General features: G+C 39.0%; 10 protein-coding genes. 9 read left to right on the forward strand and 1 reads right to left on the reverse strand.

What is annotated here, in order from left to right; genetic code table 11:
* Positions 1-40: 40 nt before the first annotated feature.
* Complete coding sequence (locus ACW6NC_RS12065) at positions 41-1,534, forward strand: outer membrane protein assembly factor BamB family protein (protein WP_457866358.1); 1,494 nt, start codon at positions 41-43, stop codon at positions 1,532-1,534.
* A 186-nt stretch (positions 1,535-1,720) separates the two neighbouring features.
* Here the strand turns inward: ACW6NC_RS12065 and agaR are convergent, their stop codons facing one another.
* A complete protein-coding gene (gene agaR, locus ACW6NC_RS12070; RefSeq protein WP_457866360.1) occupies positions 1,721-2,482 on the reverse strand; it encodes a transcriptional repressor AgaR in 762 nt (253 codons plus the stop codon).
* A 574-nt stretch (positions 2,483-3,056) separates the two neighbouring features.
* On the opposite strand from agaR, the gene ACW6NC_RS12075 reads away from it, so the two are divergent.
* The 8 genes from ACW6NC_RS12075 to ACW6NC_RS12110 all read left to right on the forward strand — a co-directional run bounded on the left by ACW6NC_RS12075 (position 3,057) and on the right by ACW6NC_RS12110 (position 16,368).
* Complete coding sequence (locus tag ACW6NC_RS12075; RefSeq protein WP_457866361.1) at positions 3,057-5,987, forward strand: SusC/RagA family TonB-linked outer membrane protein; 2,931 nt, start codon at positions 3,057-3,059, stop codon at positions 5,985-5,987.
* 23 nt (positions 5,988-6,010) lie between these two features.
* On the forward strand, positions 6,011-7,612 hold the full coding sequence (locus ACW6NC_RS12080) for a RagB/SusD family nutrient uptake outer membrane protein (RefSeq protein WP_457866363.1): 1,602 nt from the start codon (positions 6,011-6,013) through the stop codon (positions 7,610-7,612).
* A gap of 550 nt (positions 7,613-8,162) precedes the next feature.
* Positions 8,163-10,418, forward strand: coding sequence for a LamG domain-containing protein (locus tag ACW6NC_RS12085; RefSeq protein ID WP_457866364.1), 2,256 nt, complete (start codon positions 8,163-8,165; stop codon positions 10,416-10,418).
* Positions 10,419-10,711: 293 nt separating this feature from the next.
* Positions 10,712-12,058 (forward strand): Gfo/Idh/MocA family protein, encoded by a 1,347-nt coding sequence (locus ACW6NC_RS12090; RefSeq protein ID WP_457866365.1) that lies wholly within the window; start codon positions 10,712-10,714, stop codon positions 12,056-12,058.
* 17 nt (positions 12,059-12,075) lie between these two features.
* Positions 12,076-12,828: a 3-keto-disaccharide hydrolase gene (locus ACW6NC_RS12095; protein WP_457866366.1), complete on the forward strand. Its 753-nt coding sequence runs from the start codon at positions 12,076-12,078 to the stop codon at positions 12,826-12,828.
* Between the two features lie 56 nt (positions 12,829-12,884).
* Entirely contained in the window at positions 12,885-13,727 is an 843-nt protein-coding gene (locus ACW6NC_RS12100; RefSeq protein WP_457866367.1) for an endonuclease/exonuclease/phosphatase family protein, read from the forward strand.
* A 111-nt stretch (positions 13,728-13,838) separates the two neighbouring features.
* Positions 13,839-14,165, forward strand: coding sequence for a hypothetical protein (locus ACW6NC_RS12105; protein ID WP_457866368.1), 327 nt, complete (start codon positions 13,839-13,841; stop codon positions 14,163-14,165).
* Positions 14,166-14,199: 34 nt separating this feature from the next.
* Entirely contained in the window at positions 14,200-16,368 is a 2,169-nt protein-coding gene (locus ACW6NC_RS12110; RefSeq protein ID WP_457866369.1) for a TonB-dependent receptor, read from the forward strand.
* Positions 16,369-16,374: the final 6 nt, after the last annotated feature.

Genomic DNA, 16,374 nt, shown 5'->3' on the forward strand with positions numbered 1-16,374 from the left:
ATTTTCATCAAAATGATTTTTCAACCAAAACCATAATAGAATGAAAAATGGAAAAATTTTACTGTTAAGTTTTATAATAGCCATCGGCTTTTTAGCATGCGAAAATGATGATTTTCCTCTTGATACCGACATTGGTCCATTAGCCGAGATTACTTATTCCCCGGAGGAACCAATTATTGAAGAGGAAATGAACTTCTATGGAGAACAATTAACGGGCTCCACTGAAATAGTTTCCTGGAATTGGAATTTTGGAGATGACAATAGCAGTACCTCAACGGAGATGGATCCTACTTTTGTGTACGAAAGAGAAGGATCCTATGAAGTTACACTTGTCGTTTCAGATGGTACCCAGGAATACAGCACCTCAAAATCCGTAACGGTTTTAGGGGAACCTGATATGGCATCAATAATCTGGGAGCACACTACTGGAACTGAAGTTAAGGGGGTTAACGACGGGTCTAGTGCTCCTGTTATTGGTGATGATGGCATCATTTATTACTTAGAATCACGGGCAAATGAAGAAAGTAAAGTAATAGCTATTAAAGATGAAGGGGACAGTCCTTCATTACAATGGGCATCCAATGCAGTTGGTGCCGACCTTCCGAATTCTCCTTCAATTGCTCCTGATGGAAATATCTTAATTAATGCATGGAGCAAAGACAGGGCTATTAATAAATTGAATTCTGCCGATGGTTCCTTAATGTGGAGTGGAGCTACAGGTGCAGATCAATCTAATAGTACCCCGGCTGTTGATTCACAAGGGAATGTATACCACTCTACAAGATTGACTAGAGGAGTAGGAGGAATGTATTCCTGGGATTCCGATGGTAATCTTCGTTGGGAAATCAATGGTAATAATTCCATGTATTCTGCCCCGGTCATCAGTGCAGATGAACAAACTGTATATTATTTGAATACTGGTAGTGGACAGGTACGCGCAATTAATACTGAAGACGGAACAGATAAATGGGACGCGCCGGTCGGACCAGGAGGTCGGAGACATGGTTCTTCCTTATCTATTGATGCCGATGGTACGATTTATTATACAAATGAAGCTTATATTGTAGCCATAACTGATGAGGGGGAATCCGGGTCTGTTAAATGGCAATATGAAGCCAATGCCGCTCAGTCCGGTGTGGTCGTTGGGCCTGAAGGTGATCTTTATGTCGGAACAACAGGAGGATTGATCGCATTAAACCCTGAAGACGGCAGCATTAAATGGACCTATTTAAATGCGGTTGTTTCCGAGAGTGTACCAGCAGTAGATGCCAATGGATATATATATGTAGGTACAGAAGATGGAAGATTGGTAATTGTGGATCCAGATGGAGAACTTGAAATCGAACTTCAATTAGGAGATAAATCAGTGAACTCTCCGACCATTGCAAGTGACGGAACTGTTTTTGTCGAAGCTTTTGATTCGAACGCTATAAAGCTTTATAAAATTGCTATTAACAAAGGTGAAGGTCCGGCGGATTCCGCATGGCCAATGAAAGGACAAAATACCAAGAGTACGGGGGTAGCTAAGGAATAATTTCCTTTAAATAACCATTTTTTAAATTAAGAAGATTAGAAACTGGAAGATCTCATAGTGGGGTTTTCCAGTTTTTTTGTTTATTTTTTTTTGGAGGTAATAAAACTTGTAAAATGTATTTTTGGTCAGTTGCAAACTGTGCTGGGGGAAAACTGATGTTTAGGAACCATAGAAGCAGTAAATCAATTACACCACTGTAACTTTAATACCATGCTCTTCCAATTCAGCCTTGGTAAATTCTGAAATTCCATTATCTGTAATTATTTGGTCTACCTGCTCAAAACCGCATATGCGGCCAAAGCCTCTTTTTCCGAATTTTGTGGAGTCCACCAATACAATGGTTTTCTGAGAAATCTTTATCATCTCTCTGTTAAGACGGGCTTCCATGATATTGGCTGTAGTAAGTCCAAACTCGAGATCGATACCGTCTACTCCCAGGAATAATTTGGAACAGGAGAAATCTGATAAATTATTTTCAGCATATAATCCGGTTACTGAAGAAGATCTTTTACGTAAGATTCCTCCCAGTTGAATTACCTCTATTTCAAGATGCTTATTTAATTCCAGGGCTACATTTAAGGCCGAGGTAATAACCGTTAAATTCTCCTGGGGCTCAATCAATTTAGCCAATGCCAGGACCGTAGTACCCGAACCAATTAATATAGAATCATTGGCGGTAACCATATCAGCAGCAATCCTTGCAATCTGGTTTTTTTCGGAAAAATGCAATTTTTCCTTATCCTTAATGTGTCTGTCTGTCGTATAGGGATTATTTTTGGTTGCTCCCCCATGCATGCGATAAAGGATTCCCTTGTCCTCCAAGAGTTTCAGATCCTTTCGTATCGTAACTGACGAAACTTCAAATTCATTACATAGGTCCTGTACTTTTACCTGACCATGTTGATTGATTTGTTCTATAATTTTTTGATGTCTTTCTATGGTCCCCATTGTTTAAATCTTTACTGAATTTCAAAGATGTGCTTTTTTTATTTTTTAAAGCATTTTTATGTTTTCTTTTTTAGGGAAATAATAGGAATAATAGCGGCTTTACCAGAGAAGATAACTCAAATTTTAGATTTCCTACAGGTCGAATACAATGGATATAAGATTTCTATGCTTAATTTATTCCTGAACCTTTCTGAGAGTCCTAAGGTGTTAACCTTTCGAAGAAAAGAAGTTCTAATAATTTAGAAAGAGGCAGATTAAATCGAGTGCATGCTAACTAGAAGAAGCTTTCAATGATTTTTTTGGGGTTAATGCCAGCCTCTTATGCCTTGGATTCAACACTATTAGATCATTAATTAAGATATGATTTCTCTTGGAATTTTTCTTTCCCCCGATCCCTTTAAAGGTAAGAAATGATATTAAGGGCTTCTCTTCCGTTAGATTTATTCTTTATTGTTTTTGTTGGTATTATTAAAATATCAATGTTTCATTTAATTTTTTTTGCTTTTTATTTGTTTCCTTCTATTATATTTTTACATTTGGGAGTGTTAATAATTTATTAATGAAAAAATAGAAAATGGAGACAAAATTACTTTTTAAATATTTTTTATTTATTCTGGGCTTTTTTCTGGTTTTACCAGTAAAAGGTCAGGGTATACCAGAGCAACGGATAACGGTCAACGGAAAGATTATCGATGCTGAATCTGGCATTCCTGTTCCCGGGGCAAATATTATTGAAAAGGGAAAACCCAATGGGGTTCAATCCAACTTTGATGGAGAATTCACTCTTAGTGTTTCTCCAGATGCCGTTTTAGAAATTAGCTTTATTGGTTATGCTACTGCTGAAATAGAAGTTGATGGTGAAACTCAGATCGAAGTCGCCCTGCAACCTCAGGCTTCTGAATTGGACGAAGTGGTACTGGTAGGGTATAACACAGTGAATAGGGAGCATATTGCCTCCTCTGTGGCAGAGTTGGATATGGACGTAATCAATAAGCGCCCTATATCGAAACTACAGGAAGCCTTCAGCGGGACAATCCCCGGAGTGACAATGTTACAAGGTAATAATTTACCAGGTTCTGTTCCTGGAGATATTAACATCCGAGGTATAGCAACATTAGGAAATTCTGATCCATTGGTTATTATAGATGGAATGGAACAATCCTTAACGGATGTAGACCCTAACCAGGTTGCCAGTATTACAGTTTTAAAGGATGCGGCTTCTGCCTCCATGTATGGATCGCGGGGTGCTAATGGGGTAATAATCATTGAAACAAAACGTGGAGGAACTGGAGAGTTTAAAGTAGATCTCCATTCTTGGTTTGCAGTAAATGATCCTATTGATTTACCGGATTTAGTTGGGTCTGCGGATTATATGCGTCTTAATAATGAAGCAAGAAGCTACCAGGGTGAATCTTTGAGGTTTACCGAGGAAGAAATCAGTTTGGCTGAGGCTGGGGAATATACCGAAACTGACTGGTTGGAGGAAATAATGGAGCGAACCTCCTATTCCCACAATACTTCCGCAAGTATTTCAGGTGGAGGAGGTATTGGGACTTTTAACCTGATGGTTGGCTATATGGAAGAAGCGGGTATGAATGAATTAGAAGGTTCTGAAAAATTCAGTGCGCGTTTTAATACCAATATCCAGATTAGTGATAATTTCGAACTCTTAGCGGATTTTTATGCGCATCAGTTACAGGTAGACCGCTTATATGCGGCTACAAATGGACATGGTCTTTATAACGAAGCCTGGAAGATGAATCCAACTCAGGCGGTAGAATATGATTCGGATCTTGAGGACCATTATATTCTCCACGATAACTTGAACCCAGTGGCTAGCATGAATCGTGGTGGAGAATGGCATGCTTTGCATGATAGAAGTACAGTGAACTTAAGACCCACTTATACAATCAGTGATAAGTTAAGTATACAGGGAAATGTCTCATATTTGTTAAACAAGTCAGCAAGAAAATGGGAAAGAGCAACTGCTCGGTTCTTTGATGGAGATGGTGTTCCTGTCGATGTCTGGAGCAATAGAGTAGATGCCTCACAGGGTGTTAGCTCAAGCCAAATAACTGCCCGTGGATTAATTAACTTTGAAAGTGGTTTGCGACAGGATAAGGATCGTATCTACTTAGTTGGAGGTACTGAAATTATGAATTACAATTATACTGATTTCAGAGAGGTCGCAAAATCTTCTTTCTTTGGAAAACTTAACTATTCCTTTGATAATCGCTACATTCTAGAGGGGACGGTTCGTACTGATGGGAGTAGTAAATTTGCTCCTGGACACCAATGGGGCTTCTTCCCCTCCGGAGCTGTAAGCTGGAATATCCATAATGAAGGATTTATGGCAGGTGCTATAGATAGCGGGGTGATAAACCGCTTGCGTCTAAGGGCTTCTTTAGGACTTATTGGAAACGAAGATGTTGCTCCTTATTTATGGGAAGAATCTGTAAATACATGGGGGTGGACTATGAGAGTTCCTAACCCTCAATTTTCCTGGGAAAAACAGGAACAATGGAATATCGGGCTAAATGCCAGAATTCTGGATAATAGGTTAAGTATTACTGGGGATGTTTATAGCAAATATTCCTATGACCTGATCTATGGCGATTTTCCAGTACCTCCTTTAACAGGATCATACTACCTTACTTCTTCAGTAAACATCGGAGCCGTTGAGAATAAAGGTTGGGAGGTTTCTGCAACCTGGAGTGATGAAATTGGAGATTTTTCCTATAGCGTCGGCGGTATGGTATTCGATAATGAGAATAAGGTTTTAAAAGCCGGTTACAAAAATAGCGATACGCTAATCTTTAAGGGTAACGATGATAAAATTTGGTACCGTGGAACAGGAATTGACAATTATTACGGTTATGAAAGCGACGGATTATTTCAAACACAAGCCGAAGTAGATGCCGCTGCAACATTACCTAATACTCGTCCTGGAGATATTAGGTATGTAGATCAAAATGGAGATGGAATTATTAATGATGAAGATCGGATCGATCTTGGAGATCCCTTTCCGCATATGAATTATTCTATCAATCTTACAATGAATTATAAGCGTTGGGAATTTAGGGCCTTAGGACAGGGAGTTGGAAAGCGACTCGGCAGACTAGGAGGCCTGGAAGGTTACCCGGTACTCATGGACGGCTCGGCCAATAATTTGGGAACACCCAGACAGTATTATATGGATAACAGGTGGACCCCGGAAACAAGGGAAAGTCGCTTCCCGAGAATGTGGACAGGAAATAGTCCAAATGCCGTGCTTAGTGATGTTTGGTTAGATGACGCAGCGTACTTTAGGATTAAAACCCTGAGGTTGGGGTATACTATACCTAAGGTTGGTAGCCAAATAAAGAACTTAAATATTTATGTTAATGCTCAGGATGCTTTTACTTGGACTGATTGGGAAGGGCTTGAACCGGAAAGAGATGGTGGTAATGGAGCATATCCAAGAATGGCAAGCTATAGTCTTGGCTTAAGAGCGATTTTATTTTAATATTTTAAAATTCATTAAAAGTTATGAGAAGATTTATAATAATTTGTTTCGTTGCCCTGGCTTTTACCAGTTGTGATGATTATTTAGACAGACCAGATCCTACTGCTACTGGTTTTGATGAATTCTTTAATGATGAAGAAGATTTGAGACGGGTGGTTTATAGTAGTTATACCGATGTTTTTACCCATGCAGGCTATAGGGAGAATCTTTTTTATATGCTTGATGGAAGATCAGATAACGCCTATTCAAGGATCGAAGATGATCATCATCAACAAATAGCCAACGGGCGGTTAAACAGCACTACAGATGGAATGGCTTATTACTGGGATTTGCATAATAAACACCTCGGTAGGTTAAATACCTTTATTGCCAATGTAGATATACCTTATGTTGAAAGTGAGGCTACCAGAACCAAATACAAGAATATTCTGGAAGCTTTGCGAATCTGGCATTATTTTAAATTAACCTTTCATTGGGGAGATGTACCTTTTTATTTAGAACCGGCAAATATTGAAGAGGCTACACAGCCAACTACTCCTAAGGAAGAAATCCTCGATACCATATTTCCGCTAGCTGAAAGAATTGCCAACGATTTGCCTGAGGATGAATATACCTCTGATAAGTATATGTTTAATCAGTACTCTTTAAAAGCTCTTATAATGCGTTATGCCCTCTATAATGAGCGTTATGAATTAGCTGCAAGATTGGCTAAGGAAATTATGGATAGTGGACATTATAGTTTGTACCCTGATTATGAGGAATTATTTCAGTATGAAGGTACTGATAGTAACAACGAGTTCATAATGTGGCAGGACATGTCAAGTCATTCTGGTGGCACCTACTCCTTCCATCATATAGGCCCTCATTACCGAACCGGCCCGGGACAATCTTATATCGTTCCCTTGAAGAGTTTGGTTGATTCCTACTGGACGCTGCAGGGACGTAGTATTGATGAAGATCCTAATTATTCCAAGGAGGAATATGAATTGAATCCAAATTTAAATCGTGATCCTCGATATGAGGCCAGTATCATGGGCCATGGAGATATCTTCTATGAAGATCAAATCGATATATACAACGAGAACAATCCCATGTTTCATGAAAGAACCAGGGCTAGTCCATCGGGATACTGGTTTAAAAAATTCGTAGACGAAGATGATGCCTTTAGGGGAGCTGGTAGTGGAGACATGGATTTTCCGCTATTGCGATATGCCGAGGTTCTTCTTACTTATGCCGAGGCTAAAATTATGATGAATGATATCGATCCTTTGGCAAAAGAGGCTATTAATAAAATAAGGGAAAGAGCAGGATTGGATATGAGTGAAGCTGATGTGACTTTACCTTATTACGATTCGTATAGTCAGGATGAGTGGATTGACCTAATCAGAAATGAACGAAGAATAGAACTAGCTGTTGAAGGTGTTAGGTATGATGATATAATTAGATGGAAAATTGCAGAGGAGGTATTGAACAAACCAGCCTTAGGCCATACGCGTATGGTAGATGGTGAATTAGAATCATTATTCATTGAGGAACGAAATTTTGAACCTCATATGTACCTATGGCCATTTCATGAAAGCAACCTTAAGGTTGAACCAGGTTTAACTCAAAATCCAGGATACTAAAAATGATTCTGTAACATTAATCACCCGCTAGGATTTTATAGCAAAATTTGATGTTACTGTAAATAAGTTATTAGGTTAGAGAATTGAATTTTGATAAAATTCTCAATAAAGAGCAGCTCTCTGGAGCTGCTCTTTTTATTGATTAAAACCGGTTTTGAACGAAATATTGGAGGGATTGCGAAAATTAACTATAGCGCCTGCAATAGTGAGGGAGTGGATAAAGTAAAAAGACTCCAACATCTTTAAAAAGCTTAAGGAATTATTGACTTCATGTTTTTGTACCCTAGCCCAGAGAAAGCCGACCAGTAAGGATAGCTGGTATAGACAGGTTTTTTGATCTTCAGGATCTGGAAATAGAGATGGATATCATTGTAATTCAACTTGCTAATTGTATGGTAACCATAAGAATTTTTTTGAGGTGAAAATATTCTATGAGAAATGGGTATTTCGGAACGAAAAATGTTATAAAAATCCTCAATATAAATATCTAACTTGGCCGAATATTTCTACCTTTTGGCCAAAATTGCCACTGGTTTTCGGAAGACATAATATGAAAAAATTTTTGTTATACTTTTTTCTTATTTGGAGTATTGTTGGATCGGCTCAACAAGGATCGAAAGCACCTGTGATAGCCCGAACGGGTTTTGGTGACCTTAAGGAAAATCTACAAAAAGGATATGAAGCTTTTCAGATTGAAAAATCCGAATTCAATAGCTCCACTGCCACGGTCTTGTCTAATTATTTGCAAGAGCATAAGGGGAAAAAACTTATTTTGTTTATCCAGGAGAACGATATTGCTTTTTATAAGCAAAATTTTGCCACAGACATACAAATTTCGGAGAATATACTGATGTATGGAAATCAGGATGCGCAATTATACCTGGTAACTCGGGAGGATTTTCATAGCCACTTCGATTTCTTCGAATTAAAGGAGCATGACATTGAAGGCAATACTTCCTGTAAAAAATTCAATTGGGTATGCGCTGATAGTTTAAATAATTCCGAGGCTATTGAGGATATTCAATATAATCTAACGGAGAAATTCGGCATCGTGCCGGATTTTATTCATTTACAATCCATCAGCGATTTAGCCGAACTTCAGGAAAGTTTTGCCCGAAAACCACTATACAAGGCAGTGGTTTTATTCAATGGGGAAGAATTAAATAATATTGGCTGGAAAGAATATCCCGGTCTTGAAACATGTGGAATTTTTCGTACCCAGGATTCTACCTTAACTCCTCAGAAAAGAGGGTTTATGTTTTCTCCGGATATTTATAATTTTACCGATAAAAATACTCGGATTAATGGACCAAAGATCTTCCGTGCCTACAAATATGAGTTAAAGGAAAAGCTTAGGTATTCACTGCCTTTGGAAGAAGAAGTTATAAACTTGGCCCATCCGGAAGATAAAAGTACCCATACTGATCTTGAATTTATTAAAGATCCCCATAAGGGCTTGGTAGCTGACTTCAATGGGGTTTCCAGTTATATAGATATCCGGAGTGTTCCTGAAGGGGAGCTGGAAGAATTAAGTATTTCGGCATGGATAAAACCATCAGAAGTAAGCGGCAGTTACAGTCTTATTGGTAAGGGAGAAGCATTTTCAGCCAAAATTTTCAATGGTCGTCTTCGATTTACAACCCCAGGGATAAAAGACCATACTACTTCAAAACCCATCATCAAACCCGATGTATGGAGTCATATTGCTTTGGTCTATATTCCTGGTAAAGAACTATATTTTTATTTAAACGGCGAGCTGATAGAATCCGTGCCTGCATCTGATATCGAACAAACGGATCATGCCTTACTTATTGGCACAAACCTATGGGGACAATATTATGCTGGCTTATTATCGGAATTAAACATTTGGGATCGCGCCCTTAATGATCAGGAAATCAAGGAGGTTTATCAATCTATGAATACTTCGGCCAAGGAGGAAAATCCTTGGCTGATGTGGATTCCTATTTCATTATTGTTTGTTGTGCCTATATTATTACTTGGGAAAAAGTGGTTTAATAAAAATGGTATTAATAAAAAAGTTTATGTTCCCGATCCCTTGCCGCATACTAACAAGAACAGTCTGATATTATTGAATGGGTTCAAGGTATGGAATAATAGGGGGGAGGATATGACTTATAAATTTTCCCCAAAAAGAAAGGAGCTTATCATTTTAATTCTTATTTACACTATTAAAGAAGGTGGGATTAGCTCAAAAAAAATGAGCGAAATTCTCTGGCCTGGTTTTACTTCCCAGAGTAAAAAGAATAACCGGAGTACTCAAATTAAAGAGATCAGAAAAATTTTTGAAGATAACCTTTCCATTGAAATAGGCTTTAAAGATAAAAAATGGCAAATATTAAAGGGGCCCGAGGTAAGTATTGATATTTTTAAACTTCAGGAACTTGCTCCTCACTTTTTGTCGGCTGAACCTACAGAATTAAAAAATAAACCTAGCCTGTTAGAATTTTCAAGGATTGTTGCTAGAGGGCCTCTCTTGCCTCAGATGGAATATGAATGGTTAGATCAGTTAAAATCCGAGTATAATAACGCAATACTGGATTTGCTTACGCCCCATTTAGAATCTTCACCAAATTATTCTACTTCAGAACTGCTTGATATCATCAACGCTATTTTGGTGATTGATCCTTTATTTGAGACCGCAATTAAAAGAAAAGTGGAGTGTTTGTTAAAAGAAGGAAGGCATATGTCCGCCAGAAAGGTGATTGAAAATTATAAAAGGCAATATGAAATCCTGTATAATGAAAACATCGATCCGGAATTTCTGAAATTGGTAAAGGAATCATAGCGAATTTTCTTCAAGCGCTATTACCTTAATTAGTGTTCCAGGTTTCCATGATAAACCTAACTTTTCCTTCCAATTTAAATTTATAGGATTAGACTTGATGTATCCATCATTGGTTCTAATGGACTTATTTCTTATTTCTCCCCATCAATTTTCCTTAGAATTTCCATGAAAATCCCTTAAAGTTAAAAAAACCTCAATTTTTTATTGGTATTACCCCATTTATTACCCCAAACACTACATCCTCAGCCCTTAGTTTTACGGCAGTTAAGAGAAAAAATAAACAAAGATTAAATATGGAAAATAACAGACGTAAATTCTTAAAAAATTTAGGAATTGCCGGTGCAACGGCAGCTATTGTTCCTTCGGCATTTGCCTCTGAACATAGGCCTATGATTTCTTTAAACAGGAACGAAAAGGTTTTCGGGGATAAGGAAATAGGTATAGCGCTCATCGGTGCAGGAGGCATGGGTGTATCGGATGCCAAAACAGCCTTAAGGCATGATGGAATAAAAATGCTAGCTGTTTGTGATCTGTATGACGGAAGAATTGATGAGGCAAAAAAACGATGGGGGGATAATATTTTTGTCACCCGGGATTACAAGGAAATTTTAAAAAGAGAAGATGTCGATGCCGTTATAATAGGTACCCCGGATCACTGGCATAAACAAATAAGTTTGGATGCCTTAAAGGCCGGAAAGCATGTGTATTGTGAAAAACCAATGATCCATTCGGTTGAAGAGGGACAGGACATTATTAAAGCCTGGAAAAAATCAGGAAAAGTTTATATGGTAGGTAGTCAGGGACTTTCTTCCCTGGGTAATGAAAAAGCCAAGCAATTACTAGCAGAAGGAGCTATTGGAGAGATTAATTATGCAGAAGGATTCTGGGCGAGGAATTCTCCACTTGGTGCCTGGCAATATCCGATACCCGAGGATGCCTCACCAGAAACAGTTGACTGGAAGAGATTTATAGCCAATACCACCAAACGACCCTTTGATAAGGAGCGTTTTTTCAGGTGGAGAAATTACCGGGATTATGGAACGGGAATGTCAGGTGATCTTTTTGTACACCTTTTTTCCAGTCTTCATTTTATCACTGATTCTTTAGGTCCAAATAAGGTAGCTGCAACCGGTGGCTTGCGTTATTGGAAAGATGGCAGGGAAGTGCCTGATGTCCTCCTGGGAATGTTTGACTATCCGGAAAATGAGAGACATCCTGGGTTTAACCTTTCCCTAAGATGCAATTTTGTTGATGGGACAAGTGGAAGTACTTATTTAAAAATCGTTGGTAATAAAGGATCAATGGAAGTTACCTGGGATGATGTCCTTTTAAAACAAAACGACCTGGATGATGGAATCGATCCATTCCTGGCTGAAAAAGCTAAAGAACAAAGTGCAGCCCAAAACGACCGTAAGAAGATCCTTCCTCCCTCTGAAACCTTCTTTCAAGCTGAAAAAGGTTATAAAGGGGCTCATTATGATCATTTTGCCAATTTCTTTAATGCTATACGAACAAATGGCAGTGTAGTAGAGGATCCTGTGTTTGGCTTTAGGGCGGCAGCGCCTGCACTTTTATGCAATGATAGTTATAGGGAGAATACCTTCATCAACTGGGATCCGGTAAAAATGAAAAGAGTTTAATTCTTAAAACTGATAAAATGAGAAAAGTAATTATAACAGCTATGATGGGCATTTTAACAATTGCCTGTAAAAATTCAGAGAAGAATGTGGAGAAAGAAGTTGCTTCCAGTGAGGAGGTAAGCCAAAATACACAGTCGGAGGATCAATGGAAATATTTGTTCGAGGGAGAAAACGCTGAAGGGTGGAGAGCCTATAATGGTGAAAAGGGAACTGGATTGCCTCAAGGGTGGATCGTGGAAGATAACACGCTTAAATCTTTAGGGGAAGGTGGTGACCTTGGTGGTGATATCGTTTATGGAGAGGAAGAGTTTGACGAATTTGAACTCTACCTGGAATGGAAAATCTCCCCGGAAGGAAATAGTGGAGTATTTTATCACGTCGTTGAAGATAAAAATTTTGATTCACCATATTTCGCAGCCCCGGAATATCAAATTATTGATCAGGAAGGATTTCCTCATAAACTTGAGCTATGGCAATCAATTGGGGCAGATTACGGAATGTATGACCCCAATTATGACCAAAGTGACCTAAGGCCTGTGGGAGAATGGAATACTACAAGAATCAGATTTACCGAAGAAAAAGTGACTTACTGGTTGAACGGAAAGAAAACTGTTGAATTTGAACCATGGTCAGCAGATTGGGAAAAGCGTAAAAAGGAAGGGAAATGGAAAGACTATCCCGAATACGGAAAAGCTAAATCCGGCCTAATTGGACTCCAGGACCATGGAAGTTATACCTGGTTCAGGAATATTAAGATTAAAGAGCTGTAGATTACATGTGAAAAATTAGAACAAAACCCAAGTTGGTAGAAAGTAAACTAAGTGATATGAAATTAATGTTGTTAAAAATTTTAATTGGTGCCGTTGTAGGGGCGGCGCCATTGCTCTCCTGCCAGGATAAAGGTGAGGATAAGCCGAAAAATTCATCGGAGAACACAGAAGTCTCGGATTCCTTAAGAGTAATGTCTTACAATATTCATCATGCCAATCCACCATCTCGACCGGATTTCATAGATATTGATGCAATTGTAAAGGTCATAGCGCAGCAGGACGCCGACCTTGTGGCCCTTCAGGAGGTGGATTTTGATACGGAACGATCCGGACAGGGAAATCAGGCAGCCTTAATAGCTGAGAAGCTAGGAATGCATTTTTATTTTGCTAAAGCCATTGATTACGATGGTGGGCAATATGGAAATGCCATTCTTTCCAAATATCCTATAGAAGAAGGCACGGCCTATCCATTACCCAATGCACCGGAAGCCGATACAGAAGGCAGGGTTTTGGCCACAGGAAAGATTCAGTTGCCTAATGGAAGTGAACTTATTTTTGGCAGTACCCATTTGGATTATTTGACCGATTCCCCCAGTAGAATCCGACAAATAAACCGGATTTTAGAAATTTCAGAAAAAATGGAGGAGCCTGTTATTGTGGCCGGTGATTTTAATGCCGCACCTGGTTCTCAAACCATTGATCTTTTAAAATCAGGTTTTAGCTTGACCTGTCGAGCCTGTCCACCGACTATTCCGGTGAAACAACCTACACGGGCCATTGATTTTATAGCTTATAAACATCCGGATGATAAATTGAATACCATATCACATAAAGTAATTGATGAAACTTATGCTTCAGACCATCTGCCTGTTTTTGCAGTAATTGGATTGTTTGATTGAATTATCTTTAGATAATTAGTAAGTGTTAGTTGTTTGGGGACCGCTGAAAAGGCGGTCCTTTTTTATGGCAATATGTTCCTGGCAGGATAAAAATTTTTTAGTTTTGCACCTATGAAAATTCTGACTCCTATTTTTAGTATTTTCTGTCTGCTTATTTCCATATATCCTCGTTGTTCGGATGAGGATTGCCAGAGGCCGAATTTAACTTTAATGTATGAAAATGAACAGGCTCCCGCACATAAGGATTGCGGGTTATGCACACCTTTTATGAACTGTGGTGCTTGTGTCGGCTTCGTATCTCAGCTAGACAAAGAATACATTTCAGATATTATTTATTCACAGGATTTAAAAGAGGTTTTCGGTTTTGACTTCAATAGTGTGGAAACTGATTATTCAGAGCGTTTATGGCAGCCCCCCAAACAGGTTATTATTTCTTGAATTCACTTTTGGATTAATACCTTAACCTTTAATAATGATAAAAAAGATTTTAAATTTTGCGGTCTTTCTGATCGCAATGAATATTATGGGACAGAACTCCCTGGATGCCATTGTAAAAGATGCTGAAAATAATATGCCTTTACTGGGCGCTAACGCCTTTATAGCGGGCACGGAAATTGGTACTACGGCCGATATTGATGGAAAACTGACTTTAGAAGGAATCCCTGATGGCCAACAAACCATTACCTTTAGTTTTGTGGGATTTACCACAGAAGAGCTCACCCTAAGCTTTCCAAGAGCTCAAAGCGATACCCTTGAAGTTTTCTTGAGCCCAAGTGGAGAACACATGGATGAGGTAGTTATAAGATCTACCCGATCGCGAAGAAGTATTGCCGATCTTCCTACCCGGGTTGAGGTTATTTCTGGGGAAGAATTAGCCGAAAAAGGCAATATGAAACCCGGTGATATAAGAATGTTGCTCAATGAGACGACAGGAATTCAAACGCAGCAGACCTCGGCAACCTCCTATAATTCCAGCATTCGAATACAGGGACTTGATGGTAAATACACGCAACTGCTCAAGGATGGGTACCCCTTATATTCCGGATTTTCCGGTGGCCTTAGTTTGCTGCAGATTGTACCCCTGGATTTGCAACAGGTAGAGGTGATAAAAGGCTCTTCATCCACACTTTACGGAGGCGGTGCCATAGCGGGTCTGGTCAATCTTATTTCCAAAACCCCGGGGGAAGAAAAGGAACTTAATTTTATGCTCAATGCCACTTCGGCTTTGGGACTGGATCTGAGCGGATTTTATTCCGACACCTACGGTAAACTGGGTACTACTGTTTTTGCTTCTTATAATATAGGGACTCCCTATGATCCGGCGGATATTGGGTTAACCGCCATTCCGGAGTTTAACCGCTATACGGTAAACCCCAGAATTTTTTATGAATTCAGTAAAAATTCTAAATTGGATATCGGGGTCAATACTACGGTAGAAGAACGCACCGGGGGAAGCATTGATTATTTAGAAGGCGAGGATGTAGAGAATCCTTATTATGAAAGAAATAACACGGCCAGGACCACAGTCCAATCTGGTTTTGAACATGCCTGGGGCAACGGCAATCGTTTTAACCTTAAAAATAGCTTTAGTTTTTTCGATCGCGAAATTCAGACCGGCGATTATGCTTTTGCAGGAAATCAGTTTGCCTCTTATAATGAGGCTTCTGTTGTCATGGGCACCGAAACCATGGAATGGATAGGAGGCTTGAATTTATGGGTGGACCAATTTGATCAGGATGTGATATCAGAAACTCCGGTGGTCGATTACCGGCATTTAACCTATGGAGCTTTTATCCAGAATAACTGGAATGCCAGCGAAGTCTTCCAATTGGAAACTGGGCTTAGAACTGATTACCAAAATGAATATGGCTGGTTTGTTTTACCTAGAATTTCAGCGATGTTTAACATCAGTGACGCTCTGACCACAAGAATTGGTGGGGGAATGGGATATAAAACCCCATCTGTATTTACTGAGGATGCTGAGCGAATCCAGTTCAGAAATGTGCTGCCTATCGATGTGTCCAACACTGAAGCAGAAAATTCCATCGGAGGAAATTTCGATATTAATTACCGCACTGAGCTATTTGAGACTATTGAATTTACCAGTAATACGCTTTTCTTCTATACAAAGATTGATAAACCAATTATTTTGCAGAATACCCAGGAAGGGCTTTTTGAGTATGTACAGCCTGATGGGTTTATCGAAAGTAAAGGAATCGAAGCAAATTTAAAATTTGGATATAAGGATTTTAAACTTTTTACAGGATATACTTTTGCTGATGTTTCCCGTACTGAAAATGGGAATAGTTTTGATATGCCTTTGGTATCCAGGCATCGTTTAAATAATGTGCTGATGTATGAATTGGAGGAATCTTTGAAGATTGGTCTGGAAGGTTATTATTTCAGCCCACAAAAATTGAGCGACGGTGGCACTGGCCAATCCTATTGGATCTTTGGCCTAATGATGGAAAAACTCTGGGAGGATTTCTCTATTTTCCTGAATTTTGAAAATTTCACGGACACCAGACAGACAAGATTTGACTCTATTTTTACCGGATCGGTTTCTGATCCAAAATTCAGGGATATTTATGCTCCTGTAGACGGGTTTGTAGTCAATGGTGGCATAAAATTATTCTTCTAAACCAAT

The sequence above is a fragment of the Salegentibacter profundi genome (genome assembly GCF_054121475.1).